Origin of the sequence: Cellulosimicrobium sp. Marseille-Q4280 (assembly GCF_943181405.1) — a bacterium.
Classification (GTDB): Bacteria; Actinomycetota; Actinomycetes; order Actinomycetales; family Cellulomonadaceae; genus Cellulosimicrobium.
On the sequence record NZ_CALPBY010000007.1, the window covers coordinates 120,567 to 146,719 of the forward strand.

At 74.9% G+C, this 26,153-nt stretch carries 18 protein-coding genes and 1 tRNA gene; 14 read left to right on the plus strand and 5 right to left on the minus strand.

Features of this window, described 5'->3' with window-relative positions; all coding sequences use genetic code 11:
* The first annotated feature begins 67 nt into the window (after nt 1–67).
* Complete coding sequence (locus NFS20_RS17805; protein WP_251153148.1) at nt 68–3,472, plus strand: ATP-dependent helicase; 3,405 nt, start codon at nt 68–70, stop codon at nt 3,470–3,472.
* Nucleotides 3,469–7,065 carry an ATP-dependent helicase gene (locus tag NFS20_RS17810; protein ID WP_251153149.1) on the plus strand — a complete coding sequence of 1,199 codons (3,597 nt, stop codon included), beginning with the start codon at nt 3,469–3,471 and terminating at the stop codon, nt 7,063–7,065. Before NFS20_RS17805 ends, NFS20_RS17810 begins: the two co-directional genes overlap by 4 nt.
* A gap of 44 nt (nt 7,066–7,109) precedes the next feature.
* Here the strand turns inward: NFS20_RS17810 and NFS20_RS17815 are convergent, their stop codons facing one another.
* A complete protein-coding gene (locus NFS20_RS17815) occupies nt 7,110–8,033 on the minus strand; it encodes a phosphotransferase (RefSeq protein ID WP_251153150.1) in 924 nt (307 codons plus the stop codon).
* Between the two features lie 110 nt (nt 8,034–8,143).
* Here NFS20_RS17815 and NFS20_RS17820 point away from each other — a divergent pair, with 110 nt between their 5' ends.
* On the plus strand, nt 8,144–9,223 hold the full coding sequence (locus tag NFS20_RS17820) for an NAD(+) diphosphatase (protein WP_251153151.1): 1,080 nt from the start codon (nt 8,144–8,146) through the stop codon (nt 9,221–9,223).
* A gap of 264 nt (nt 9,224–9,487) precedes the next feature.
* On the opposite strand, the gene NFS20_RS17825 is transcribed toward NFS20_RS17820, so the two are convergent.
* A complete protein-coding gene (locus tag NFS20_RS17825) occupies nt 9,488–9,754 on the minus strand; it encodes a mycoredoxin (protein ID WP_251153152.1) in 267 nt (88 codons plus the stop codon).
* A gap of 196 nt (nt 9,755–9,950) precedes the next feature.
* Between NFS20_RS17825 and NFS20_RS17830 the strand changes: the two genes are divergently transcribed.
* From NFS20_RS17830 to NFS20_RS17840, 3 genes are all read left to right on the plus strand, one after another.
* Nucleotides 9,951–12,020, plus strand: coding sequence for an ATP-dependent helicase (locus NFS20_RS17830; RefSeq protein ID WP_285821150.1), 2,070 nt, complete (start codon nt 9,951–9,953; stop codon nt 12,018–12,020).
* A 190-nt stretch (nt 12,021–12,210) separates the two neighbouring features.
* A complete protein-coding gene (locus NFS20_RS17835) occupies nt 12,211–12,363 on the plus strand; it encodes a hypothetical protein (RefSeq protein ID WP_251153153.1) in 153 nt (50 codons plus the stop codon).
* A 178-nt stretch (nt 12,364–12,541) separates the two neighbouring features.
* Nucleotides 12,542–12,961: a WhiB family transcriptional regulator gene (locus NFS20_RS17840; protein WP_285821151.1), complete on the plus strand. Its 420-nt coding sequence runs from the start codon at nt 12,542–12,544 to the stop codon at nt 12,959–12,961.
* On the opposite strand, the gene NFS20_RS17845 is transcribed toward NFS20_RS17840, so the two are convergent.
* Complete coding sequence (locus tag NFS20_RS17845) at nt 12,941–14,035, minus strand: ThiF family adenylyltransferase (RefSeq protein WP_251153154.1); 1,095 nt, start codon at nt 14,033–14,035, stop codon at nt 12,941–12,943. The genes NFS20_RS17840 and NFS20_RS17845 overlap by 21 nt on opposite strands.
* Nucleotides 14,036–14,312: 277 nt before the next feature.
* Here NFS20_RS17845 and NFS20_RS17850 point away from each other — a divergent pair, with 277 nt between their 5' ends.
* Together NFS20_RS17850 and NFS20_RS17855 are read left to right on the plus strand one after the other, a co-directional pair.
* Nucleotides 14,313–14,888, plus strand: a complete 576-nt coding sequence (locus tag NFS20_RS17850; protein ID WP_251153155.1) for a YgjP-like metallopeptidase domain-containing protein — start codon at nt 14,313–14,315, stop codon at nt 14,886–14,888.
* A 126-nt stretch (nt 14,889–15,014) separates the two neighbouring features.
* Complete coding sequence (locus tag NFS20_RS17855) at nt 15,015–16,010, plus strand: IS481 family transposase (protein ID WP_251151265.1); 996 nt, start codon at nt 15,015–15,017, stop codon at nt 16,008–16,010.
* Here the strand turns inward: NFS20_RS17855 and NFS20_RS17860 are convergent.
* On the minus strand, nt 16,007–17,542 hold the full coding sequence (locus tag NFS20_RS17860; RefSeq protein WP_251153156.1) for a zinc-dependent metalloprotease: 1,536 nt from the start codon (nt 17,540–17,542) through the stop codon (nt 16,007–16,009). The two genes, NFS20_RS17855 and NFS20_RS17860, sit on opposite strands and share 4 nt — an antisense overlap.
* A gap of 69 nt (nt 17,543–17,611) precedes the next feature.
* Between NFS20_RS17860 and NFS20_RS17865 the strand changes: the two genes are divergently transcribed.
* Both NFS20_RS17865 and NFS20_RS17870 read left to right on the plus strand, forming a co-directional pair.
* Complete coding sequence (locus tag NFS20_RS17865) at nt 17,612–18,682, plus strand: Rossmann-fold NAD(P)-binding domain-containing protein (RefSeq protein ID WP_251153157.1); 1,071 nt, start codon at nt 17,612–17,614, stop codon at nt 18,680–18,682.
* 97 nt (nt 18,683–18,779) lie between these two features.
* A complete protein-coding gene (locus tag NFS20_RS17870) occupies nt 18,780–19,886 on the plus strand; it encodes a YlbL family protein (RefSeq protein ID WP_251153158.1) in 1,107 nt (368 codons plus the stop codon).
* Nucleotides 19,887–19,931: 45 nt separating this feature from the next.
* Here the strand turns inward: NFS20_RS17870 and NFS20_RS17875 are convergent, their stop codons facing one another.
* Nucleotides 19,932–20,507 carry a PPA1309 family protein gene (locus NFS20_RS17875; RefSeq protein ID WP_251153159.1) on the minus strand — a complete coding sequence of 192 codons (576 nt, stop codon included), beginning with the start codon at nt 20,505–20,507 and terminating at the stop codon, nt 19,932–19,934.
* Nucleotides 20,508–20,642: 135 nt separating this feature from the next.
* Here NFS20_RS17875 and NFS20_RS17880 point away from each other — a divergent pair, with 135 nt between their 5' ends.
* The 4 genes from NFS20_RS17880 to NFS20_RS17895 all read left to right on the plus strand — a co-directional run bounded on the left by NFS20_RS17880 (nt 20,643) and on the right by NFS20_RS17895 (nt 26,153).
* Nucleotides 20,643–23,696 (plus strand): UPF0182 family membrane protein, encoded by a 3,054-nt coding sequence (locus tag NFS20_RS17880; RefSeq protein WP_251153160.1) that lies wholly within the window; start codon nt 20,643–20,645, stop codon nt 23,694–23,696.
* An 85-nt stretch (nt 23,697–23,781) separates the two neighbouring features.
* Entirely contained in the window at nt 23,782–24,858 is a 1,077-nt protein-coding gene (locus NFS20_RS17885; protein WP_251153161.1) for an aldose 1-epimerase, read from the plus strand.
* 63 nt (nt 24,859–24,921) lie between these two features.
* A tRNA-Met gene (locus NFS20_RS17890) sits at nt 24,922–24,995 on the plus strand.
* A gap of 267 nt (nt 24,996–25,262) precedes the next feature.
* Entirely contained in the window at nt 25,263–26,153 is an 891-nt protein-coding gene (locus tag NFS20_RS17895) for an ABC transporter substrate-binding protein (RefSeq protein ID WP_251153162.1), read from the plus strand.

Here is a 26,153-nt window from a genome sequence, read left to right on the forward strand (position 1 = left end):
GCGCGGGCACGAGGCTCGCCGGCCCAGGACCGCTCCGGGTGTCGGTGGCTCGTGATGGGATCTCGTCGTGCTCCGGACCAGCGCGCAGCCCCGCCGACCCCGCCTCGTCGCGTCCGACCTCGGCCTCGACGCCGCTCCCGTCGTCCTCGACGACTCCCAGCGCGCGGCGGTCGCGGCCGCGTCCGGACCCGGGGCGACGCTGGTCGTCGGGGGACCGGGGACGGGCAAGACGCTCGTCGCGCAGGAGGTCGTGCTCGCCGCGCTCGACCAGGGCGTCGCGCCCGAGCGGGTGCTCCTCCTCGCGGCGTCCCGCAGGGCCGCGGCGTCCGTGCGGGACCGGCTGTCCGAGCGGGCACGGCGCACCGTGGGAGCACCGATGGTCCGTACGGCGGCGTCAACCGCGTTCGCGGTCCTTCGGGAGCGCGCGGCCGCGCTCGGCGAGCCGACGCCCACGCTGGTCTCGGGACCGGAGCAGGACCTCGTTCTGGCCGAGCTCCTCGACGGTCACGTCGCGGGCGAGGGCGCTCCGCTCGAGCTGCCGGACGGCCTGCCCGAGGAGGTGCTCGGTCTGCGTGGCCTGCGCCAGGAGCTGCGCGACCTGCTCATGCGCGCGGCGGAGCGCGGCCTCACGCCGGCGGACCTGGGCGAGCTCGGGCGCCGGCACGAGCGTCCCGAGTGGGTGCTCGGGGCGCAGCTCTACGCCGAGTACCTCGACGTCACGGCGCTGCGTGGGGGGACGCCGGACGTCGGCGCTCGGCTCGACCCGGCCGTCGTCGTCGACGAGGCGGCCGAGGCCCTGCGCGCGTGGGACGACGAGGTGCCGGACGCACCGCGACCGGGGTGGGACCTCGTCGTCGTCGACGACTACCAGGAGGCCACGGTCGCGACCGCCCGACTCCTGCACGTGCTGCACGAGGACGGCGCGCGCCTCGTCCTGCTCGCCGACCCCGACTCCGCGGTGCAGGGCTTCCGCGGTGCGAGCCCCGGCCTCGTCGGGCGCGCGTCCGCCCCGCTGCGTGGTGGAGCGGGGACGCGGGGCGAGCTCGGGGCGCGCGTCGCCGTCCTCGGGACGGCCTGGCGGCAGCCGGACGCGCTGCGCGCGGTGACGCGCCGGGTCGCGGCCCAGGTCGGGACCCTCTCCGGGGCGGTGCACCGCGGTGCGGCGCCGCGGCCCGGGGCCGACGCAGGCCCGGCCCCAGCCCCGGGTGCGCCGGCCGGCCGGCCTGCCGTCGAGGTCGCCGTGCTCTCCGGTGCCGCGCAGGAGGCGGCGTACGTCGCGCGCGAGCTGCGCGCCGAGCACCTGCTCCACGGGACACCGTGGGGCCGCATGGCGGTCGTGGCGCGGACCGGTGGTCGGCTCGCGGCGCTGCGCCGAGAGCTCGTCGCCGCCTCGGTCCCGGTCACGCTGCTCGGCTCGGACGTGCCGCTGCGCGACGAGCCGGCGGTCGCCCCGCTGCTCGCCGCGGTGCGCGCGTGCGTCGCCCCGGCGGACGACGCCGTGCCGGAGCTCGACCCGGCGACCGCGTCGCTCCTGCTCACCTCGCCGCTCGGCAGCCTGGACGTCGTCTCGTTGCGCCGTCTGCGCCGTGCCCTGCGCGCCGAGGAGCTCGCCGGGGGAGGGGGGCGGACGTCCGACGCCCTGCTCGTGGAGGTCCTCGAGGACCCGGCCCGCGCCGCGACCCTCCCCCCGACCGTCCGCCGCGGTCCGGTCGCGGTGGCGCGGGCCCTCGCCGCGGGGCGTGCCGCCGCGGGAGAGCCCGGGGCGAGCGCGCAGACCGTGCTGTGGTCCGTGTGGGCGGCGACGGGGCTCGCGGAGCGCTGGCGCTCCGCGGCCCTCGACGGTGGTCCGGCCGGTGCGCGCGCGGACCGGGACCTCGACGCCGTGCTCGCGCTCTTCCGTGCGGCGGAGACGTTCGTCGACCGCATGCCGGGCGCTCCCGTCGCCGCGTTCGTCGAGTACCTGGCGTCCCAGGACCTCCCCGCCGACTCCCTCGCCGCGCGGGCGAGCGGGACGGACTCCGTCGCGGCGCTGACCCCGGCGGGCGCGGCGGGCGGGGAGTGGGACGTCGTCGTGGTCGCCGGCGTGCAGGACGGCGTGTGGCCCGACCTGCGGCTGCGTGACTCGCTGCTCGGGTCGCAGGCACTGGTCGAGCTCCTCGCGGGACGGTCCGACGACGCCCGCGGCGTCGGACCGCAGGCGCGCGCGCAGGTGCTCGCCGACGAGCTCCGGGCGTTCGTCGTCGCGACGTCGCGCGCGTCGCGGCGCCTCGTCGTCACCGCGGTCGAGGACAGCGAGGACGCGCCGTCGGTGTTCTGCGACCTCGTCGTCCCGCCGTCCGAGCCCGGCGACGATCCCGGCGACGGACCCGACGACGACCCGGACGGCAGCGGTGCGGGCGGTGGGTCGCACCCTCGCACGCCCGGTGGCCGCGCCGCCGTCGACGGCGCGCGCCGCCGCGTGCAGGTGGGTGCGCCGCTCGACCTGCGGGGCGTCGTCGCGGCCGCCCGGGCGGTGCTCGTCGCGGACGAGGCGGCGTCCGGTCCCGCGGAGCCCGGCCCCGGCCTCCTCTCCGGGCGCACCTCCGACGCGCGGCCCGAGGCGGAGGCCGCCGCGACGCTGCTCGCCGACCTCGTCGCGGTCGGCGTGCCGGAGGCGCGGCCCGAGAGCTGGTACGGCGTGGCGGGCGTGTCGAGCACCGCCCCGCTGCGGGCCGACGACGAGACGGTCACCGTGTCGCCGTCGAAGGTCGAGACCGTCACGACGTGCGCACTGCGCTGGTCGCTCGAGGCAGCCGGTGGCACGGCACCGGACGCCGCGCACCAGAACCTCGGCACGCTCGTCCACTCGATCGCCGAGACGTCGCCCTCGGGATCCCTCGCCGACCTGCGGGCCGAGCTCGACCGCCGCTGGCCCGAGCTCGCGCTCCCCGACGGCTGGCCGTCGCGGCAGCTGCGGCGGCGCGCCGACCGCATGGTCGTCAAGCTCGCCGCCTATCTCGCGGAGGCGGGCGAGCCGCTCCTCGTCGAGCCGACGTTCGACGTGACGGTCGGCAGGGCGCACCTGCGCGGCACGATCGACCGGGTCGAGGACGCCGGGGAGGGGAAGGTGCGCGTCGTCGACCTCAAGACGGGGCGCCGCACCGCGACGAAGGCCGAGGGCGCGGAGCACCCCCAGCTGGGTGCGTACCAGCTGGCCGTCGAGGCGGGGGCGCTCGACCTCCCGGACGGCACGCGCAGCGCGGGGGCGCAGCTCGTCTACGTCGGCAGCACGCACGTCGGCCCGGCGGTCGTCGCGCAGCCGGCGCTCGACCCGGAGCCCGACGGCTCGAGCTGGGCGCGCGACGTGGTCGAGGGCGCGGCCGACGCGATGGCGTCCGCGACGTTCACGGCACGGCAGAACGGGCTGTGCGAGATGTGCCCGGTCCGCCGGTCGTGCCCGGTGCAGCCCGAGGGCAGGAAGGTGGTGGCATGAGCAGCGAGCTCTTCGAGCTCCCGGAGGAGTCGCGCCCCCGCGTCAGGCTCGTCGGCGGGGCGCCCACCGGCGACGCGCAGGACGGGAGCGTCGCGTCGAGGACGGCCGTGCAGGCGATCTCCGCGACCGAGATCGCGGACCTGCTCGGACGACCGCGGCCGACGCCCGAGCAGGTCGAGGTCATCGAGGCACCGCTCGAGCCGGCGCTGGTGGTCGCGGGCGCCGGGTCCGGGAAGACCGAGACCATGGCGGCCCGCGTCGTGTGGCTCATCGCCAACGACCTCGTGGCGCCCGACGCGGTCCTCGGCCTCACCTTCACGCGCAAGGCCGCGGGCGAGCTCGCCGAGCGCGTCCAGACGCGCCTCGCCCAGCTCGCGCGGGCACGCGGCGGCACGACGTCGGCGCTCACACTCCTCGACCGACCGACCGTCGCGACGTACAACGCCTACGCGGCGTCGCTCGTCGCCGACCACGGGCTGCGCGTGGGCGTCGAGCCCGGTGCGCGCCTCCTCGGCGAGGCGCAGCAGTGGCAGCTCGCGTCCGAGGTCGTCGAGAGCTGGGACGACGACCTCGGTACCGACCGCGCCGTGAGCACCGTCGTCGCCGCCGTGCTCGGGCTCTCCGGCGCGCTCGGCGAGCACCTGCTCGAGCCGCACGACGCGCGCGACCGCCTCGCGGAGATCGTCGAGACGCTCGACGGGCTGCCGCTCGGCCCGCGGCAGAAGGCGCGGACCAAGGAGGTCGTCAAGCTCGTCGGGGACGTCGCCGAGCGCGTCCGGCTCCTCGACGTCGTCGCCGAGTACCGGCGCCGCAAGCGGGCCACCGACTCGCTCGACTTCGGTGACCAGGTGGCGCTCGCGGCACGGCTCGCGCGCGAGGTGCCGGTCGTCGGCACGACGGAGCGCGCGCGGTACCGCGTGGTCCTGCTGGACGAGTACCAGGACACGTCGCACGCCCAGGTGGAGCTGCTCGCGGGGCTGTTCGGCGGCGGCCACGCGGTGACGGCGGTCGGTGACCCGCACCAGTCCATCTACGGCTGGCGGGGTGCGAGCGCGGGTGGGCTCGCGCGCTTCCCGGAGAGGTTCCGCCACGCCGACGGCGGTCGCGCGGCCGTGCGCTTCCTCTCGACGTCGTGGCGCAACGACGCCGCGGTGCTCGACGCGGCGAACGTCGTCTCGGCGCCGCTGCGCGGCGCAGGCGCAGCCGGGTCGGGCTCCGCGGTGACGGTCCCGCCGCTGTCCCTGCGGCCCGGTGCCGGCGGCGGGTCGGTGACCGCGCACGTCGCCGCGACGGCGGAGGAGGAGGCGGCCGCCGTCGCCGACCTCGTCGCGGCGCGGTGGCGTCCGGCGAGCGCGCCGGGCGGCCGGGTGACGGCGGCCGTGCTGTGCCGCAAGCGCAGCCAGTTCGCGACCGTCGAGGTCGCGCTGCGTCGTCGAGGTCTGCCCGTCGAGGTCGTCGGCCTCGGCGGCCTCCTGACGACGCCGGAGGTCGTCGACGTCGTGACGCTCCTCGAGGCTGTCCACGACCCCTCGCGCGGCGACGCGCTCGTCCGTCTCCTCACCGGCCCGCGGGTCAACCTGGGCGCCGCCGACCTGCACGCGCTCGGCTCGCGCGCCGCCGACCTCGCCCGGCAGGACGGCGGTCCCGGGCGCCGACCGCGCGCCGGCGCAGGTCCCGCGCACGTCGCGGACGGGCAGGCGGGGACCGAGGGGATCGAGGGGGCGGACGGCGGGACCGCACCGGCCGTGGTCGAGGGCGACGTGGTCGACCACCGCTCGATCGTCGACGCGCTCGACGACCTTCCCGCGCCCGGGCGCGCGGCGGGTGACGGCCGCGTGCTCGGTGACGCCGCCCACGCCCGGCTCGGCGCGCTCGCCGCGACGCTGCGCTCCCTGCGCTCCCTGACCTACCTCTCGCTGCCGGAGCTCGTCGTCGAGGCGGAGCGCGCGCTGGGTCTCGACGTCGAGGCCTCGACGACGGCGGCGCTCCACGCCACCCGGCGGCTGACCGACCCCGACGCGGTGAGCGACCGCGCCCGCGAGCACCTCGACGCGTTCCGCGACGTCGCGGCGACCTTCGCGCAGACGGCCGACGTCGCGACGCTCGGCGCATTCCTCGCCTGGCTCGGCGTCGCGGCGTCGCGCGAGAACGGACTGGACCTGCCCGTGCGCGAGCCGGACCCCGACGCCGTGCAGGTCATCACCGCGCACGCCGCGAAGGGGCTGGAGTGGGACGTCGTCGCGGTGCCGGGGCTCGTCGACGGGGTGTTCCCGACGGTCGCGCAGTCGGCGTCGGGCACGCGCGCCGACAGCGGCTGGCTCACGGACGTGTCGCAGCTCCCGTACCCCCTGCGCGGTGACGCGGCCGACCTCCCGCAGTTCCGGTACGACCTCGCGACGGACACCAAGAACCTCGTCGTCCGGCGTGACGAGTTCCGCGCGGCGTCCGGCGAGCACCAGCTCGCCGAGGAGCGCCGCCTCGCCTACGTCGCGCTCACGCGCGCGCGGCGGGAGCTCTTCCTCTCGGCGTCCTGGTGGCAGACGGGATCGACGCCCCGAGCGCTGTCCCCGTTCCTCCTGGAGCTCGCCGAGGCGGGTGCCGTCGGGGCGGACGGGTGGGCGGTCGCGCCCGAGCCGGGAGCGACGAACCCGCTCGAGGGCGTCGAGGTCACCGCGACCTGGCCGGCGTCCGACGACGCCGCGCCGGGCTCGGCCCGCGCCGTCCTGCGGGCGACCGCCGAGAGGGTCGAGGAGGCGTCGCGACGCCGCGCCCGCGCAGCGGCCGGCGACCCGGCGGCAGGCGGCACGGCGAGCGGCGGCGTCTCACCGGCCGGAGCATCCGGGGCCGACGCCGACCGGATCTCGCCGGCCGACGCGCTGACCGCCGCGGAGGGCGTGCTCGTCGACGAGGACGGTCGAGACCTCGTCGGTCTCGCGCGCGTCCTGCTCGCCGAGCGGGAGGACCGCGCCGGGCGGGACGTCGCGCTGCCCGCGCACGTCTCGGCGTCGGCCCTCGTGCGGCTCGCGAGCGACCGCGACGAGTTCGCCCTGCACCTGCGCCGACCCGTGCCGAGCGAACCGACCGTGCACGCGCGGCGGGGCACGCAGTTCCACCTCTGGGCCGAGCGGTACTTCACGAGCGCGTCGCTGCTCGACGTCGAGGACCTCCCCGGCGCGGACGACACGGACCTCGACCCGGACCAGGACCTCGAGTCGCTCCAGCGCACGTTCCTCGCGTCGTCGTGGGCTGCGCGCACGCCGATCGCCGTCGAGGTCGACGTCGAGACGCCGGTGGGTGCGACGGTCCTGCGCTCGCGCATCGACGCGGTCTTCCCCGAGCTGCCCGAGCTCGCCGGGGGAGCGACGGACGCCGTCGTGGTCGTCGACTGGAAGACCGGACGGGCGCCGTCGGACCCGCAGGCGCGCCGGAACCGCGAGGTCCAGCTCGCGGTGTACCGGCTCGCGTGGTCGCGCTGGGCCGGTCTCCCGCTCGAGAAGGTGAACGCGGCGTTCTACCACGTCGGGTCCGACGAGACGGTGCGGCCCGAGCGGCTCCTCGACGAGGCGCAGATCGAGGCGCTCCTGCGGGGGTGAGACGGCCTGAGCCTTCCTGCGCGGCCGTCCTGCGACCGGCCGACTCAGTCCGAGGAGCCCTCGCGTGTCGCGTCCTCGAGGTCGGCCAGCATGTCGAGCGCGTCCGCGACGACGTCGTCCAGCCCGTGCCGCACCCCGTGCAGGAGCCAGCGGGCGAGCGCGAGCTCTCCCACGAGCAGCGCGCGGTCCGCGAGGTGCTTGTCCGTCAGCTCCGTGCGCCGCAGCTGGTACGCCTCCATGATCGAGTCGATCGCCTCCGGTGGGGCCGAGACGAGCAGCCAGGCCAGGTCGTCCGCGGGGTCGGCGACGCGCGCGTCCGACCACCCCGTCACCGCGGCCACCCGGCCGCGCGCGACGAGCACCTGGTCCGGCCCGAGGTCTCCGTGCACGACGACGGGCTGGAAGCGCCACAGCGACACGTCCTCGAGAGCGGACTCCCACCGCCGCAGGAGCGCCGGCGGTACCTGACCCGTCGCGGCGGCCTCGTCGAGCTCGGACATCCGGCGCTGCCGGTACTCCTCGGCGTCGTACCCCGGCAGCCCGGCGTCGTCGACGATCGCGCGCGGCAGCTCGTGGACGGACGCGACGACCCGACCGAGATCGGCCGCGAGGCCCGGTCCGGGCCGCAGCGACTCGACGTCGAGAGGAGCGCCCTCCACCGCGGGGTGGACGACGGCGCGCCCGCCCTCCGGCAGGACGGCGGTCCCGCTGATGTGCGGCACCGTGAACGACAGCACCCCCGACGTGACGTAGTGACGGAGCGACGCGAGGAGCTCGGACTCGGCCTCGAGCGCGGCCCCCGCCTGGAGGCTGCGCGGCGCACGCACGGTCCACCGGGCGCCGTCCGCGTCGGTGACCACCGCCGTGTCGTAGTCGCCCGGGTCGGCGACGGCCCGGGCGGACCGCGCGTCCAGGCCCGGGACGGCCGCCGTCGCGAGGGCGGCGAGGGTCAGCGGTGAACGAGGCACCCGCCCACGGTAGTCGCTCGTCGCCCGCGCGGACCTCGACCCACGCCGACCGGCGCCCGTACCGACGACAGCGGGCACGGGCGACCGCGGCGGTGGCCTACGGTCGGGGAGTGAGCACCGAGCACCCGCCGTACCGCCCTCTGCCCCAGCCGCTCGACGCGGCACCCGTCGACCGCGCGGCCCACCGGCGCACCGAGGCCGGCCTCGTCGAACGGCTCGTGAACGAGCCCGCCACGCGCGTCCTCCTCGTCCACCGCGGACGGCTCGCCACCGGGGTCGACGGCGCCCTCGCGCTGCTCCCGGGCGGCGCGGTCGTCGGTGTCCCCGCGACCCACGGCGGCGAGCGTCCCCGCTGGCTCTTCCTCGGCGAGGGCGAACCGGCGGGCGACGCAGCGGGGAGGGCAGAGCCGGGGGCGGACGCGCCGACGTCGTACCTCGCTCTCGTCCTGCCCGACGACGCCGACGCCGAGGAGGTCGACATCGAGGGGGTCGACCCCGCCGAGGCCCTCGCGGTGCTGGCCCGCACGCACACCTGGTCCGGGTTGCGCGAGCTGTCGACCCGGCTCGACGCGACGCAGGCCGCGCTCGCGACGGAGGCCGTCGCGCTCGCCGCCTGGCACGCCGCGCACGAGCGGTGCCCCCGCTGCGGCGAGCCGACGACGCTCGAGAACGCCGGTTGGACCCGTCGCTGCGTCGCGCAGGGCACCGAGCTCTACCCGCGCACGGACCCGGCCGTGATCATGGCGGTGGTCCACCGGGGCGACGGCGCCGACCGGAAGGACGGCACCGGTGACGGGGTCGACGGTGACGAGCGGCTGCTCCTCGGTCACGCGGCGCACTGGCCGGAGCGAAGGTTCTCCACGCTCGCGGGCTATGTCGAGCCCGGCGAGTCGCTCGAGAACGCGGTCCGTCGCGAGGTCCGCGAGGAGGCCGGCGTCGAGGTCGGCGAGGTGACCTATCGCGGGAGCCAGCCGTGGCCGTACCCGGCGTCGCTCATGCTCGGGTTCTTCGCGCGGGCGACCACGGCCGCCCTGCACGTCGACGGCGTCGAGCTGACCGACGCCCGGTGGTTCACGCGGGCCGAGCTCGAGCGCGACGTGCGCTCCGGAGAGGTGCTCCTGCCCGGGCGCGCGTCGATCGCGCGGGCTCTCATCGAGGACTGGTTCGGGTCCGAGCTGCCTGGCGCCTGAGATCGCGGGCGGGGACGGGGGCCTACCGCCCCGCCGTTCGACGAGCGCCGACTCCCGGCGCCTCCGTCGACCCGTCCCCGGCCGACCCGTCCACGACCCACGACCCCGGCCCGTCGGCTCACCGTCTGCACGAGGTAGCACCCGGTTGCGTGAGGTAGTACCCGGTCCTGCCAGGTAGTACCCCGGTCCGGCCACGGAGGCCCGTGGTGGCGCGGTCGGGAGCTCCGGTTCGAGGCCGGTTCGCGGGTGGGCCGGCGGGACGCGTCAGGCGGCGAGGCGCTGCTTGACCTCGGCCAGCGACGGGTTCGTGGCAGCCGTGCCGTCGGGGAAGACGACGGTGGGGACCGTGCGGTTGCCGTCGTTGACCTGCTCGACGTACGCGGCGGTCTCGGGGTGCTCCTCGATGTTCACCTCGGTGTACCCGATGCCCTCGGACTCGAGCTGCGTCTTGAGCCGGCGGCAGTAGCCGCACCAGCTCGTCGAGTACATGACGATCGAGCCGGCGTCGGGCGTGGTCGGGGCGGTGGGCATCGCAGGATCTCCTCGGGTCGACGTGCGGGACGGCGCCCCGGCAGCGGTCGCGGCCCGGGCACCTCGGGGTGAACGTCCGGCCGAGGTGCCGTTGTTCCCGGCGAGCACCGATGTCGTCACGGTGCGGGGTCCGCGCGGTCCACAGCCGGGTCGCGACGGGTGTCCCGTGTGGGCGCGGGCTGCGAGAATCGCCGTGATGTCCACGCCACCGTTCCCCTCCGCCGCCGTCTCCTCCCGTCCCGTGCTGGGCTCCGCCGACGCGATCCTCGAGGCGCTCGACCCGGACCAGCGGGACGTCGCCCTCGCGCTGAGCGGGCCGGTGTGCGTGCTGGCAGGCGCGGGCACGGGCAAGACGCGCGCGATCACGCACCGCATCGCGTACGGCGTGCGCACGGGGGCGTACACGCCGACGTCGGTCCTCGCCGTGACGTTCACGGCGCGCGCCGCGGGGGAGATGCGCACGCGCCTGCGCGAGCTCGGCGCCACGGGCGTCCAGGCGCGCACGTTCCACGCCGCCGCGCTGCGCCAGCTCGGCTACTTCTGGCCCAAGGTGGTCGGCGGCGCGCCGCCGCGCATCCTCGAGCACAAGGCGCCGGTGATCGCCGAGGCCGCGCGTCGGCTCGGCGTCGGCGTGGACCGCGTCGCGGTGCGCGACCTGTCGTCGGAGGTCGAGTGGGCCAAGGTGTCGCTCGTGACGGCCGACGACTACGTGCGGGCGACCGAGGCGATCGACCGCGACCCGCCCTCCGGCTACGACCACCAGACGGTGGCCCGTCTCATCACCGCGTACGAGGACGTCAAGACGGAGCGCTCCGTCATCGACTTCGAGGACGTGCTGCTCATGCTCGGCGACATGCTCGCCACGCAGGGGCGCGTCGCCGACGAGGTGCGGCGTCAGTACCGGCACTTCGTCGTCGACGAGTACCAGGACGTCTCGCCGCTGCAGCAGTTCGTGCTCGACCAGTGGCTCGGCGGGCGCAACGAGCTGTGCGTCGTCGGCGACCCGTCGCAGACGATCTACTCGTTCACCGGCGCGACGCCGCACCACCTGCTCACGTTCTCGCGCACGCACCCGGGCGCGCAGGTCATCCGGCTCGTGCGCGACTACCGCTCGACGCCGCAGGTCGTGCACCTCGCCAACCAGCTCCTCGCTCGCGCCGGCCGCGCGGGCGGCGCCCACCAGGCGCTCGAGCTCGTCGCCCAGCGCCCGGCGGGCCCCCCGGTGTCGTACACCGCGTACGACGACGACGAGAGCGAGGCGAAGGGCGTCGCCGAGCGCGTCGGTCGGCTGCTCGCCGCGGGCACCCGGGCGAGCGAGGTCGCCGTCCTGTACCGGACCAACGCCCAGTCGGAGGCGTTCGAGGCCGCGCTCGCGGACGCGGGCATCGGCTACCTGGTGCGTGGCGGCGAGCGGTTCTTCCAGCGCAAGGAGGTCCGGGACGCCATCGTGCTGCTGCGCGGGGCAGCGCGTTCCGCCGACCCCGACGTCGCGATGCCCGAGGCCGTCCGCGACGTCCTCGGCTCTGCGGGATGGGCGACCCAGCCCCCGGCCGCGCGGGGCGCGGCACGGGAACGGTGGGAGTCGATGCAGGCCATCGTCGCGCTCGCCGACGACGTCGCCGGGCTCGCCGTGGGGTCGGACGCCCCGGCGCCGACCGTCGCGACCTTCGTCGCCGAGCTCGACGAGCGGGCCTCCGCGCAGCACGCCCCCACGGTCGAGGGCGTGACGCTCGCGTCCCTGCACGCCGCCAAGGGGCTCGAGTGGGACGCCGTCTTCCTCGCGGGGATGAGCGAGGGGCTGATGCCCATCTCGCTCGCGGAGACCGACGAGGCGGTCGCCGAGGAACGGCGTCTCCTGTACGTCGGCATCACCCGTGCGCGCGAGCACCTCGAGGTGTCCTTCGCCCGCTCGCGCAACCCCGGCGGGCGCGCCACGCGTCGCCGAACGCGGTTCCTCGACGGGCTGTGGCCCGACGATCCCGCCGCGCCGCGCGGACGCCGGTCGCGGTCCGGCCAGCCGCGCGTCCAGCTCACCGGCGAGTACGACCGCGAGCTGTTCGACCGGTTGCGCGAGTGGCGTCTGCAGGTCGCGCAGGAGACGGACAAGCCCGCGTTCACCGTGCTCGTCGACACCACCCTGGCCGCGATCGCGGAGACGCGACCGAGCACGGTGCCGGAGCTCGCGCGCATCAACGGTCTCGGCCCCGCGAAGATCGAGCGCTACGGAGCCACGCTGCTCGAGATCGTCGCTCGCGCCAAGGCCTGAAGCGGCCCTCAGGAGGCGCTCCGCGCGCGTCCGGACGAGGGCGCTCGGCGGGCGTCGAAGAACTCGCCCGAAGAAATCTCGGAAATAAGTTGTGTCTCCTTCGTCGAGCGGCATACGCTCGTCGAGTCCTGATGGAGCGGGCTGTGCCGAGAGGCGCATCCCCGAGTGGAGAAAGGTGGTGGGAGCTGAGATGAAGAACCTGATCGCAATGACGATCCTGCTGGATTCCGTGGCCGGTTACACGGCTGCGCCGGGAGGACTCCGTCCGCGTGCGCGCACGCACGGCGGCACCTTCGTCAACCGCCCCGCTCCCGACTCCGCTCCCAGGACACGTCCGGTCTGACCGACCGGCACCTTCCAGGCCGCGGAGTCCATCTAGGACCCGCGGCCTTCGTGTTCTCCAGAGCGCGACTGCCGATGAGGATCACCGGCCTCTCCCGTCACTACTGACGGGGACCGCTGTCCCTCGGGTCCTGTGACGACGACGTTCACACCACGACAGGACATCACTGGAGGACATCGTGCGGCTCACCGCGCTGCTCGACAACATCACTGCCCAGGGCGGATCCGGCCCCTGGGCACCCCACCAACCGCTCGCCACACCGCTGGGCGAGAAGGACGCGGCCGAGTTCGACCGCCTCCTGGCCGGACTCCTGCCCTGCCGGACCAACGACCCGGAGCTCTGGTTCGCCGAGCGCGCCACCGAGGTCGAGGAGGCCAAGGCCCTGTGCCGCACGTGCCCCCTCGTCGAGGGCTGCCTCGCCGGCGCCGTCGAGCGTCGGGAGCCCTGGGGCGTCTGGGGTGGCGAGGTCTTCGTGGACGGCGTCGTCGTCGCGCGCAAGCGCGGCCGCGGCCGTCCCAGCAAGGCCGAGGTCCTCGCACGTCAGGCCGAGGAGGCTGCCCGCCTCGAGGCCGAGGCGTCAGCCTCGGCCGCGGCCTGACGTGCGGGCCGACCGGGCGAGCGGCGCCCCGTCCGGGGGCGCGCTCGTCAGCTCGCCGCAGCCGCACAGCGGGTGGCGAGACGTCTCGCGCAGCCGCGGCATCGCATCGGGAGCCGGGATCTCGAGGCATGCCGCGGCGGTGCGGGGCACCGACCCGTCGACGAAGGCCAGGACCTGGCCCGCGGCGACGGAGGCGGCGACCGCCGCGACGACCGACTCCTCGTGCTCCGGCGCGCTGACGTCGCGCAGCTGCTGAGCGACCTGCGGCCAGCACGGATCGATCTCCGCCCGGTGCAGGTCGACGCACCGCAGGCAGGGGTCCAGGCCCGGCCGCACGAAGGGGCCCACGAGGACGTCGGCCTCCCGCACGACCACCGACAGGTGTGCGACCCCGTCACCCACGAGCTCCCGGACACGCCCGGGATCGGCCGCGCGGTGCTCGATCACGACGACGAGGTCCGGCGGCCCGGAGCCCCCCGCTGCGCCCGACGACGGTGCGCACCGGGTGCGGACGTCCGGCGAGATCTCGCCGAGCAGACGGGTCAGCGCGACGTCGCGCCGCGCCCCGACGTCGCGCATCCGGTACCCGCCGAGGCCGACGTCCGTCACCAGCACGGGCGACGTGTCGTGCAGGGTCACGGTCCCCACCCCGGCCGTCGTGAGCGTCGTCGCGAGCGTCGCGCCGACCCGGCCGAGCCCGACGACTGCGACCGTCGCCCGCGCGCGCCCCGCGAGCACGCGGTGGGCGTCCCCGTCCGGGAGCAGCGCACCGAGCACCCCCGCCTCCGCCTCACCGCCGCCAGGGGCCGGGGACACCGCCGTCGACGACGGCGGCGGCACGAGGAGACGGGCGTCCCTCAGCAGGCGCAGGAGCGTCGTGCGCCGCGCGGCCGACAGTCCCGACGCGTCGGTGCGTGCCGGCCTGGTGCCGGTCATGGCGTGCATCCACGTCTCCTCCGCCGCGTCGAGGCCGACGAACCGGACCGCCCAGCGCGGGTCGGTCCCGAACTGCAGCTCGCCCGGCGCGCGCCGGAGCACGTGCGTGGCCGGGCGCAGCCTCTGACGTGACGGCACGGGTCCTCCTGGGTCGTCGGGGCCGGCCCGGACGGGGCCGGACGACCAGCAGCGTCGCACGGGTGGACGCGCCCGCCCCGGTTGTCCACAGGTCGACCCGGCGGAACAGCACGGGCGGCGCCCCCGACGGTGACGCCCGAACCCTGTCGATCGGCTGGTGAACCCTTGACCGCGGCCCGGTCGAAGCACGACGCCTTGCCGTGCTGCCGCCCGCCAGCACGCGAGCGTCTCGGCGTGGGCCCTGCCCTTTCATGGCGAGAACCACTACGGTCTTGGCGTGGTCCGAGATTCGGTCGTGGAGGTCCGGCGCAGCCGCCGGCGCAAGAGCACCGTGAGCGCGTACCGCGACGGCGAGCGGACGATCGTCGCGATCCCCGCCCGGTTCACGCGCGAGCAGGAGCGCGAGTGGGTGCAGCGCATGCTCGACCGCCTCGCCGACTCCGAACGCCGACGCCGCCCGTCGGACGACGAGCTCGAACGCCGCGCGGCCGAGCTCTCGGCGAAGTACCTCGAGGGCCGTGCGAGGCCCGCGAGCGTGCGGTGGGCCGGGAACCAGGACCGACGCTGGGGGTCGTGCACCCTCATCGACGGGTCGATCCGCATCTCCACGCGCGTGCGGGGCATGCCCGGATGGGTCCTCGACTACGTGCTCCTGCACGAGCTCGCGCACCTGCTGCACGCCGGGCACGGGCCCGGCTTCTGGAAGCTCCTCGAGAGCTACCCGCGGACCGAGAGGGCGCGCGGGTTCCTCGAGGGGGTCTCCTTCGCCCGTGACGCCACGGATCCCGGAGCGGTCGACGACGGACCGGACGAGCTCGCCGTCGACCGCGCCCCCCGCGGTCCCGTCGGCTAGGTGTGATGTCCAGGGAGGTTGTCCGGATCCCGTGATGACGACACGGGGGCGGGTTACCGGATGACGAAGGCCTCCGGTTGTGAAGTGGAGCTGTCGAGGAACCACTTCCACCCGCCGGAGGCCTTCGTGTCACACGCTAACGCCCTGCTCACCCCGAGAACACGACTGCGGCTGGCGCGGCTGGTCGTCGAGTCCGGCTGGACCTACACGGCCGCGGCGAAGATGTTCATGGTCTCGGCCCGCACCGCGAGGAAGTGGGCCGAGCGATATCGCACCGAGGGCGTGGCCGGGATGGCCGATCGCAGTTCGCGCCCGCACCACAGCCCGACCCGCACCCCGCAACATCTGGTCAAGCAGGTCGTGCGGCTGCGGTGGCGACACCGGTTGGGACCGGTCCAGATAGCCGGGCGCCTGCACATGCCCGCCTCCACGGTCCATGCGGTGCTGGTGCGGTGCCGGATCAACCGGCTCACCCGGATCGATCGGGTCACCGGCGAACCATTGCGCCGCTACGAGCATGACCATCCCGGCTCACTGATCCATGTCGACGTCACCAAGTTCGGCAATATCCCCGACGGGGGCGGGTGGCGCTACGTCGGGCGGCAACAGGGCTACCGGAACCAAGCAGCAACCGCTCTACGCACAGGCCGCACGGCCAAGGGCAACCCGAGCATCGGCACCGCCTACCTGCACACCGTGATCGACGACCACTCCCGACTCGCCTACGCCGAGATCCGGTCCGACGAGAAGGGCGCAACCGCGGTCGACGTGCTCGAACGCGCCGTGACCTGGTTCGCCGCACGCGGGGTGCACGTCGAGCAGGTGCTGTCCGACAACGGGTCGGCCTACCGCTCCCACGCCTGGCGCGACGCCTGCACAAGGCTGGGGATCAAGCACAAGCGAACCCGGCCCTACCGCCCGCAGACCAACGGCAAGATCGAACGCTTCCACCGCACGCTCGCCGACGGGTGGGCCTACGCCCGCTTCTACGCCTCAGAGACCGAACGCCGCGCCGCGCTACCCGGATGGCTCCACTTCTACAATCACCACAGGCTCCACAGCGCGATCGGCAACCAGCCACCGGTCAGCCGGCTGACCAACCTCCCTGGACATCACAGCTAGGCCGGGCCGCCGGGCCCCGGCGTGCCCGGCGCGTCGTCCGTCCGCCCGTCGTCCTCGCGCGTCCCGTCACCCCGCCCGTCGTCACCGGTCGGGTTCTCGCCGGCCGTGCGGAAGATCTCCTCGAGTGCCTTGTCGACGTCCGCCTCCTCGGCGCGTGCCGCGTCCCGACGGCCGGCGTACCCGGCCGGGTCGTCGAGGTCCGTCGCGTCGGGCAGCAGGTCCGGGTGGTCCCACACGCCGTCGCGCGCGGCGGCTCCCGACTGCGTGGCGATGAGCGCCCAGAGCGCGGCCGCGTCGCGCGACCGACGCGGGCGCAGCTCGAGCCCGACGAGCGTCGAGAAGGTGTGCTCCGCCGGTCCGCCCGCGGCACGGCGTCGGCGCAGCATCTCGCGCAGCGGTACGGCGTGCGGGAGGTGCGGCAGGGCGGCGGTCGCGGTGACCTCGTCGACCCAGCCCTCGACGAGCGCGAGCGTCGTCTCGAGCCGCAGGAGCGTCGCCTGCTGCTCCGGGGTGTTCTGGAGCCCGAACACGCCGCCGGACAGCGCGCGCTGGAGCGCGCCGGTGTCGGTGAGGTCGACGTCGGCGAGCTGGGACTCGAGCGCCTCGAGGTCGATCGTGATGCCGCGCGCGTAGGCGTCGACGAGACCGCGCAGGTGCCCCCGCAGCCAGGACACGTGCGTGAAGAGCCGTGCGTGCGCCGCCTCGCGGAGCGCGAGGAAGAGGCGCACCTCCTCGGCCGGCGCGTCCAGACCCTCGGAGAACGCCGTGACGTTGGTGGGCAGCAGCACCGTGGCGGGCCGGTCGAGCAGCGGCAGGCCGACGTCCGTCGCGCCGAAGACCTCGCGCGAGAGCGTGCCCGCGGCCTGCCCGACCTGCATCCCGAAGACCGCGGAGCCGAGCCGCTGCATGAGGGCGGCGGGGTCGCTGCCGATCCCGCCCGCGGGCATGCCCGGCAGCTGGAACCCGATCGCGGGGGGTGCGTCGTCCTGGATCCCGAGCTGGTCGCCGAGCTGGTCGCGCAGGACGGTCGAGAGCGCGTCGGCGACCGAGGACGCGACGGGTGCGACGAGCTCGTTCCACGCGGGCAGGGTCTGCTCGACCCACTCGGAACGGCTCCACGCGTGGCTGCGGCCGCCGGCCGGGGGGAGGTCCGTCACGGCGTCGAGCCACAGCTCGGCGACCGAGAGCGCCTGCGTCACCTCGCGCTCCTGCGCGCCCGTGACCGACGGGTCGCCCTCGGCGACCGCGACCTGCCGCGCGACGTCGTGCGAGACGTCCGTGTTCACCGGCCCGTCCGTCGGCGTCGAGAGCAGGCGCTGGACCTGCGCGAGGACGTGCTGGAAGAGCTGGGGGTCCGCCGCGGCGCCGCCGCCCGCGGAGAGCGCCGCGGGGTCGAAGCCGCGGGCGCGCAGCTCGCGCAGCGCCTCGTCGGCGCCCGGGCCGAGCATCGAGCGGAGCAGCTCCTCGAAGCCGCTGTCCGGCCCGTCCTGGTCGTCGGGCCCGGGCGTGCGGTCGGGGGGCAGGCTGCTCATGAGGACTCCTCGGGGTAGCGTCGGGAATCACCGTAACCACGATCGAGCGCCGAGAACGGGGGCAGGCCCATGTCCGAGGGCGGGGTTCGCTCACGGCGCAGCGACCCGGCGTCCGCGAAGGACACGGCGGCGGTCCCGTCGGGGGCGCGTGACGTCGCCGTCATCGGGGAGGGGCAGGTCGCGCGGGCCGTCCGGGAAGGGCTGGGAGCCGAGCCGGGGACGCCGGCCACCGACGGTCCGCAGCGACCGTGGGCCGACCAGGTGCGTCGCGTCGTGCTCGTGCTGCCCGCGGGCGAGTTCGGACCCGCCCGTCCGCGCGGGGAGCCCGGCCTGTGCGCCCGCGACCGCCTCGTCGCCGAGGCGCGGTGGGTCGGGGAGTCCGCGCGCGCCCACGGGATCGAGCACGTCGTCGCGGTGACGTCGGCGGCCGTCCACGGCGCGGCTCCTGGGCGTGCGGTCGTCGACGACGACGAGCCGCCGGACCCGGGGGCTGCGGGCGTCGCGGGCGACCTCGTCGCCGCCGAGGACGCCCTGCGCGAGGCGCTCGGTCCCGTCCCGCTGGCCGTCGTCCGGCCCGCCCTCGTGGTCGGCCCGGGGATCGACACGATCCTCACGCGGCACTTCGAGGCGCCTCGCCTGCTCACGGTGCGCGGGGGAGACCGCACCTGGCAGCTCCTGCACGTCGAGGACCTCGTGAGCGCGGTGCGCGTCGTCCTGGACGCCGGGCTCGTGGGCGGGCTCACCGCCGGTGCCCTGCGCGACGGTCGTCCGGACGAGCTCGACGCGGAGACGGTCGCGACGGTCGCCGGGATGCGGACCGTCCAGCTCCCCGCGGTGACGGCCTTCGGTGCCGCGGAGCGGCTGCACCGCGTCGGTGTGCTGCCCTCGCCGGCGAGCGACCTCGCGTTCGTCGTGTACCCGTGGACGGTGTCCGCGGCGCGCCTGCACGACGCCGGGTGGTCGCCCGCGTGGTCGAGCGCGGCGGCGCTCGAGGTGCTCCTCGACCAGGTGCGGGGCCGTCTCGGCGTGGGCGGGCGCCGGTTCGGCGGGCGCGACGCCGCGGCGCTCGGCGCGGCGGGGGCCGCGGTCGCCGTCCTGGGGACCGCGGCGGTGTGGCGACAGGCGCGTGCCCGGCGCTGACCGTGTGCGCTCGGGGACGGGCCGCCTCGGGAGGCGCGTCGGTGGCGTCGGACCTGACCGGCGGGGAAATCCCAGGATCCTCGGGGATGATGTCCCGGTGAGCGACACGCCCTCCTTCGACGACCTCCTCACCGAGGACGACGCCCCGCCCCCCGTGACCCGCCGGTCCCTGACGTTCGGCATCTCCCTGCTCGCCACGACGCTCCTCGTCGCGGGCCTCGCCGTGCTGCCGGCGCCGTACGCGGTGCGCTCGCCCGGGCCGACGGAGGACACCCTCGGCGAGCAGGGCGGGAACCCGCTCATCTCCATCACGGGCGCGGAGACGTTCGACTCGACGGGCGAGCTGCGGCTGACGACGGTCTCCGTCGCGGGCGGGCCCGGCTACCCGGTGAACCTCGCCCAGGTCGTGCAGGGCTGGTTCGACGGGTCGCGCTCGGTCCGGCCGGTCGAGGAGGTCTTCCCGCCCGACCGCACGAAGGAGGAGACGGAGGAGCAGGGGCAGGCCGAGATGATCTCCTCGCAGGAGAACGCGACCGTCGCCGCGCTCACGGAGCTCGGCTACGACGTGCCCGCCACCCTGACGGTGCAGGGCGCGAGCCCCGGGACGGGCGCCGAGGGCGTCGTGGAGCCCGGCGACGTGATCGTCTCGCTGGACGGCGACCCGGTCCCGACGTACCAGGACCTCATCGACGGGCTCGCGGCCGTCACGCCCGGCGACGACGTGACCCTCGGCGTCGTGCGCGACGGAGAGGATACCGACCTCACGGTGACGACGAGCGACGGCGGCGACACGGCGCTGCTCGGCGTGTTCATCGACCCGGCGTTCGACTTCCCGGTCGACGTGACCATCCAGATCGACGACATCGGCGGGCCGAGCGCCGGGACGATGTTCGCGCTCGGGATCGTCGACCAGCTCACCCCGGAGGACGAGGCGAACGGCGTGTCGATCGCCGGGACCGGGACCATGAGCGTCGAGGGCGACGTGGGTCCCATCGGCGGCATCCAGCAGAAGCTCTACGGCGCGCTGCGCGACGGCTCGACGTGGTTCCTCGCACCGCAGGCGAACTGCCCCGAGGTCGTGGGGAACGTCCCGGAGGGCCTGCGCGTCGCGGCCGTCTCGACGCTCGCCGACGCGCGCGAGGCGATGACGGCGATCGGCGCGGGGGAGGGCGACTCGCTCCCGACGTGCGAGGCGCGCGGCTGACCGCGGTCGCCCTGCGTCCCTCCCCGGGCGTCCGGGCGCCTGCCGTCACTCGAGCGTCGCGTACAGCGCGGTGACGAGCCCGGGCACGAGGTCCGGTCCGGACGCGACGTCCGCCGCGGCGTCGTGCGCGCGGGACCGCACCGCGCACCAGGCCGGGCCGTCGCGGAGCACGCCGACGGCGAGGCGGACGTCCTGGCGGTCCGGGTGGCTCGCCAGGTAGTCGAGGGCGGCGTCCGGGTCGTCCGGGACGCCCTCCTCCGCAGACGGCGGGAGGACCACCCGTTCGACCACGAGCGCCGTGCCGTCCACCGACGACGGCCACGCGACGCGCCCCAGCGCCTCCTCCAGGTCTCCGTCCACGGCGAAGCCCTCCTGCTCGACCGAGAGCAGGTGGTGCGGGTCCGTCGTCGCCGCCTCGACGACGTCGGCGGGGAGCCGCTGCGCCAGCGACGGGTCCTCGGCCAGGGCGCGCGCGGTGCTGACCAGGGCGAACAGACGTGGTGGGCCGTCCCACCCGGCGTCGGCGGCGTGGGTCTCGACCTCGTGCACGGCGAGCGCCAGGGAGCGCTGGGGGGCCGGGAGACCGGGGCTGGCGGGGATGCTGTCGTCGGCGCTGGGCATGTCCCCATCGTCGCAGAGCGACGTGGCTGCCGGTCGTGGGAACCTTGGGGGAGGTGCGGGCGTTGACCCCGGTGGGCGCGTCCTGCCGACCGCCCGCCGCACGTCCGAGTCACGACGCAAAGAGGTATACCCACCGTGTCTTTCGCCGCAGCGCCCCGCCGGCCGTCCTCCGGGGCGCGGCCCGCCCGGCGCCGGAGCCCGATCGGGATAGCGATCGCCGTCGTCGGCGTGCTCGTCGTCCTGCTGCTCCTGCTCGCCCAGTTCTGGACCGAGGTCCTGTGGTTCACCCAGCTCGACTACGAGCGCGTGCTGTGGACCCAGTGGGGAACGCGCATCGCGCTGTTCGTCGGGGGCTTCCTCGTGATGGGAGGCCTCGTCTTCCTGTCCTTCTCGCTCGCGTACCGGAACCGGCCGATCTACGCGCCCTCCACGCCGGAGCAGGCGACCCTCGACCAGTACCGCGAGGCGGTGGAGCCGCTGCGCAAGGTCGTGATGATCGTCGCGCCGGCGCTCGTCGGGTTCTTCGCGGGCGCCGCGGCGGCGTCGCAGTGGCAGACGGTGCTGCTCGCGCTCAACTCCGTGCCGTTCGGTGAGACCGACCCGCAGTGGGGCATCGACCTCGCGTTCTACCTCTTCACGCTGCCGGCGGTCCGCTTCGTCGTGAGCTTCCTCATGGCGGTCGTGATCATCTCGGGGATCGCCGCGCTCGCGACGCACTACCTCTACGGAGGCCTGCGCGTCGGGGGCGGCGCCGACTCCGGCCCCCGCACGACGACGGCCGCGCGCGTCCAGCTCTCCGTCACCGCGGCGATCCTCATGGTGCTCATCGGCGCCAACTACTGGCTCGACCGGTACTCGATCCTCACGTCGGGCGGCGCGAAGTTCGACGGTGCCTCCTACGCCGACGTGCACGCCGTCATCCCGTCGAAGGCGATCCTCACCGTGGTCGCACTCTTCGTCGCGGCGCTCTTCGTGGTCACCGCGGTGCGGGGGAACTGGCGTCTGCCGGCCATCGGCGTCGGGCTCATGGTGGTCTCGGCGATCGCGATCGGCGGCATCTACCCCTCGGTCGTCCAGCGCTTCCAGGTCACCCCGAACGCGGCGGAGTTCGAGGAGGAGTACATCCAGCGCAACATCGACTCGACCCAGGCCGCCTACGGCATCGACGACGTGCAGACGGAGGCGTACAACGCCAAGACGGAGGCGGAGGCCGGCGCCCTGCGCGAGGACGCCGACACCACGGCGTCCATCCGCCTGCTCGACCCGGAGATCGTCAGCCCGTCGTTCAGCCAGCTGCAGCAGAACAAGCAGTACTACCAGTTCTCCCGCTCGCTGTCGGTCGACCGCTACACGATCGAGGACGAGAGCCGTGACACCGTCATCGCCGTGCGCGAGCTGAACCAGGACGGGCTCGGCGCGGACCAGCGCAACTGGGTCAACGACCACACCGTCTACACCCACGGGTTCGGTGTCGTCGCGGCGTACGGGAACCAGATCTCGCCCGACGGGCGGCCTGCGTTCTACGAGGGGTCCATCCCGTCGACGGGCGCCTTCACGGACGCGGGCGGCTACGAGCCGCGCATCTACTTCTCGCCCGAGGCGCCCCAGTACTCGATCGTCGGGGCGCCCGAGGGCACGGAGCCGTGGGAGCTGGACTACCCGGTCGACGACGACACCGGCCAGGTGAACAACACGTTCCCGACGCAGGACCTCGCCGGCGGTCCCGAGGTGGGCACGTTCCTGAACAAGGTGCTCTACGCGCTGAAGTTCGGTTCCGAGCAGATCCTGTTCTCCGACCGCGTGACCGAGGACTCGCAGATCCTCTATGACCGCAGCCCGCGCGACCGCGTCGCGAAGGTCGCGCCGTACCTCACGCTCGACGGCCGCGTGTACCCGGCGGTGGTCGACGGACGGGTCAAGTGGATCGTCGACGGCTACACGACCTCGAACGGCTACCCGTACTCGACCTCGGAGTCCCTCGAGGAGTCGACGGCGGACTCGCTCGTCGCCGCGAACTCCGTCGAGGCGCTGGCACCGCAGCAGGTGAACTACATCCGCAACTCGGTCAAGGCGACGGTCGACGCGTACGACGGGTCGGTCGACCTCTACGCGTGGGACGCCGAGGACCCCGTCCTCCAGGCGTGGACGAACGTCTTCCCGTCGACCGTCAAGCCGATCTCCGAGATCTCCGGCGAGCTCATGAGCCACCTGCGCTACCCCGAGGACCTCTTCAAGGTGCAGCGCACGCTGCTCGCGAGCTACCACGTGGACGACGCACGACAGTTCTTCTCCGGGCAGGACTTCTGGCAGAGCCCGCCCGACCCGACGGCGAGCGGGAACGTCGCGCCCCTGCAGCCGCCGTACTACCTCACGCTGCAGATGCCGAGCCAGGAGGCACCGACCTTCTCACTCATGTCCACGTTCATCCCGGGCGGTGACAGCGACCGGAACATCCTGACGGGGTTCCTCGCCGTGGACGCCGAACCAGGGAACGTCGACGGCGAACGGGCGGAGGACTTCGGCACGCTGCGCCTCCTCGAGCTGCCGCGCAACGCGACGGTCCCCGGCCCTGGCCAGGTGCAGAACAACTTCGACTCGAACCCGACGGTGTCGCAGGAGCTCAACCTGCTGCGTCAGGGCGACTCGAGCGTGATCAACGGGAACCTGCTCACGCTCCCCGTGGGTGGCGGTCTGCTCTACGTCCAGCCGGTCTACGTGCAGTCCACGCAGGGCACGCAGTTCCCTCTGCTGCGCAAGGTGCTCGTGTCCTTCGGTGACGAGGTCGGGTTCGCCGACACGCTCGACGAGGCGCTGGACCAGGTGTTCGGCGGCGACTCGGGCGCGAACGCGGGCGACGCGGAAGGCGGCGTCGAGACCGAGGTCCCCGACCAGCCGGCCGACGGCGAGACGGCGGATCCCGGTGCGCCCGACCCGGGCACGGAGGAGCCGGACGCGGAGGATCCGGCCGAGACGCCGGCCCCGCCGTCCGGTGGTGAGGTCAACGGCGAGGCGCGGGCCCAGCTCGACCAGGCCCTGGCCGCTGCCCAGCAGGCCATCGAGGACGGCCAGACGGCGCTCGCCGAGGGCGACTTCGCAGGCTATGGCGAGGCGCAGGAGCGGCTGCAGCAGGCGCTGGAGTCGGCCCTCGCGGCGGAGCAGGAGCTCGACGCGGCGCCGTCGGGCGGCTGACCCCGGCACGAGCCGGACGGGCGGGACCACCACGGTGGTCCCGCCCGTTTGTCTTTTGGGCCCCGGGGCGCGAGGATCGCTGCTCGTGACCCTCTCTGCAACGGCTTGCAGCAACGATTTCAACGGTGCCACCACGGGCGACCCGCAGAGTCCCGTCGCGCACCCGCTCGCGGGCCTCGCCGAGGTGGAGCGGCTCACGCACCCGTCGGGCGCCGAGCTCGTCGTCGCGTCGCACGGAGGCGCTGTCCTCCGGTGGCGGGCGCCCTGGCGTCGGCCGGACGGCACCATCGGCGTCGAGGACCTCGTCGACGGCTTCGCCGACGCCCACGAGCTCGCGACGTACGACGCGTCCCGGTCCGCACTCATGGCACCCTTCGTCAACCGTCTGGCAGGGGGCGCGTACGTCTTCGACGGGGTCGCCCACGCGATGGCGCCGGTCGTCGCGGGAGAGCCGGTGCCCATGCACGGTTTCGTCCGGGCGCTCGACTGGGTCGTCGTCTCGCGGACCGAGGCCGCGCGTGCCGAGGACGAGTCGGTCGTCGTGCTCGGCACCCGCGTGGGGACCGAGGACGTCGCCGGCTACCCCTTCGCCGTCGCCTTCGAGGTCGAGTACGGCATCGGCCCGGCGGGCCTGCGCGTCGAGCTCCGCGCCACGAACACCGGTCAGCAGGACGCCCCGGTGGCCCTCGGCTGGCACCCGTACCTCCGAGTCCCCGGTCATGCGCGCATCGACTCCCTCGAGCTCAGCGTCCCGGCCGCGCGCGCGGTCGTCACGGACCCGGGGCTCGTCCCGCTGCCCGGTGCCGCGGCCTTCGCGGAGATCGACGGCGTCGGGCCCCTGGTGCTCGCGGGCGCGAGGCTGGACCACGCCTTCGCCGGGCTGCGCCCGGACGTCGACGGGCGGGCGCGTACCGTCGTGCGCGACCCCAGGACGGGACGGGGCCTCGCTCTGTGGCAGCGCGGCGGGCTGGTCCACGTGTACACGGGCGACGGGCTCGCCCGCCGCGGGCGCGCGGCGCTCGCGGTCGAACCCGTGAGCACGCTGACGAACGCGTTCAACCGTGCCGACTGCGAGCCGGACGTGCGCCTCGCCCCGGGCGAGACGCGCCGGTTCGAGGCCGGGGTCGAGCTGCTCGGGCAGCAGGTCGGCGACCCGGCGTGACGCAGGTCTCGCCGACCCGATTTGGCCCGTCCGGCGGTGTGTGCGTAGAGTAGTGATCACCGACGCGGGGTGGAGCAGCTCGGTAGCTCGCTGGGCTCATAACCCAGAGGTCGCAGGTTCAAATCCTGCCCCCGCTACACAGGATGTCGCAGGACATCGAGAAGGCCCGGACCCACTCAGTGGGTCCGGGCCTTCTGCCATGCTCGGGGCGGAGAGGCCTGACGGGCGGATCGGAACAGGTCACCGTGAGGTCGAGCGGTGCACCGCGACGGTCCCAGGGTGCTCCCGGTGACGAGCCACACAGCGCCGGTGGGCAGGACGGGAAGCCACGGCGTGGTGGCCGGCGTTATCGTCAGTGGCCGGCGCCCACGACTCCCGCGGCGCCCGACATCCGGAAGGTCACCATGCGCCGTCTGCGTCCCCGTACCCGTCCCGCCGCCCTCACCGCTGTCACGGTCGCGGTCGCCGCGCTGACCCTCGCGGCCTGTTCGTCCGGCGGCACGGACGGAGGCGACGCCGCGACGACCGATGGCGCCGCGCCGTCGGGCGACGCCGCCTGCGAGGCCGGCGCGCTGCCGACGCTCACGGACGGCGTCCTGACCGTCGGGGCGGGCGAGCCCTACCTGCCCTGGTACGTGGGAGAGCCCGAGTCGGGCGAGGGGTTCGAGTCCGCGCTGATCTACGCGGTCGCGGACCGTCTCGGCTACGCCGCCGAGGACGTGCAGTGGGAGACCGTGACGTTCGAGCAGATCGTCAGCCCGGCCGTGAAGCCGTTCGACGTCGCCGCGTACCAGACGTCGATCACCGACGAGCGCCGGCAGGCCGTCGACTTCTCGAGCCCGTACCTCACGACCCGGCAGGGCGTCATCGTCATGGAGGACGGCCCGTACGCGGACGCGACGAGCCTCGCCGACCTCGATGGCGCGCGCATCGGGGTGACGGCAGCGCAGACCAGCCTCACGCTGTCCGAGGCCGCGTTCGGCGAGGACGCGGACATCTCGCCGTACAGCGCCGCGGGGGACGGCATGCAGGCGCTGCAGTCCGGGACGATCGACGCGATGGTCATGGACGTCGACCAGGGCATGGCCGCGTCCACCGAGTACTTCCCCGACTCCGTGGTCATCGGCACGCTCCCGGACGAGGGCGTCGTCGAGCAGTACGGCCTCGTGCTCGACGTCGGCTCCCCGCTCACCGACTGCGTGTCGCAGGCGGTCGACGCGCTCGAGGAGGACGGCACGCTCGCCGAGCTGCGCACGACGTGGCTGAAGTCGGACGACGTCCCCGTCCTCGAGTGA

Coding starts and splice junctions, on each gene's coding strand:
- NFS20_RS17810 (WP_251153149.1), top strand. CDS start 3,469: ATGAGCAGCGAGCTCTTCGAGCTCCCGGAGGAGTCGCGCCCCCGCGTC.
- NFS20_RS17830 (WP_285821150.1), top strand. CDS start 9,951: ATGTCCACGCCACCGTTCCCCTCCGCCGCCGTCTCCTCCCGTCCCGTG.
- NFS20_RS17835 (WP_251153153.1), top strand. CDS start 12,211: ATGAAGAACCTGATCGCAATGACGATCCTGCTGGATTCCGTGGCCGGT.
- NFS20_RS17825 (WP_251153152.1), bottom strand. CDS start 9,754: ATGCCCACCGCCCCGACCACGCCCGACGCCGGCTCGATCGTCATGTAC.
- NFS20_RS17860 (WP_251153156.1), bottom strand. CDS start 17,542: ATGAGCAGCCTGCCCCCCGACCGCACGCCCGGGCCCGACGACCAGGAC.
- NFS20_RS17875 (WP_251153159.1), bottom strand. CDS start 20,507: ATGCCCAGCGCCGACGACAGCATCCCCGCCAGCCCCGGTCTCCCGGCC.
- NFS20_RS17895 (WP_251153162.1), top strand. CDS start 25,263: ATGCGCCGTCTGCGTCCCCGTACCCGTCCCGCCGCCCTCACCGCTGTC.
- NFS20_RS17865 (WP_251153157.1), top strand. CDS start 17,612: ATGTCCGAGGGCGGGGTTCGCTCACGGCGCAGCGACCCGGCGTCCGCG.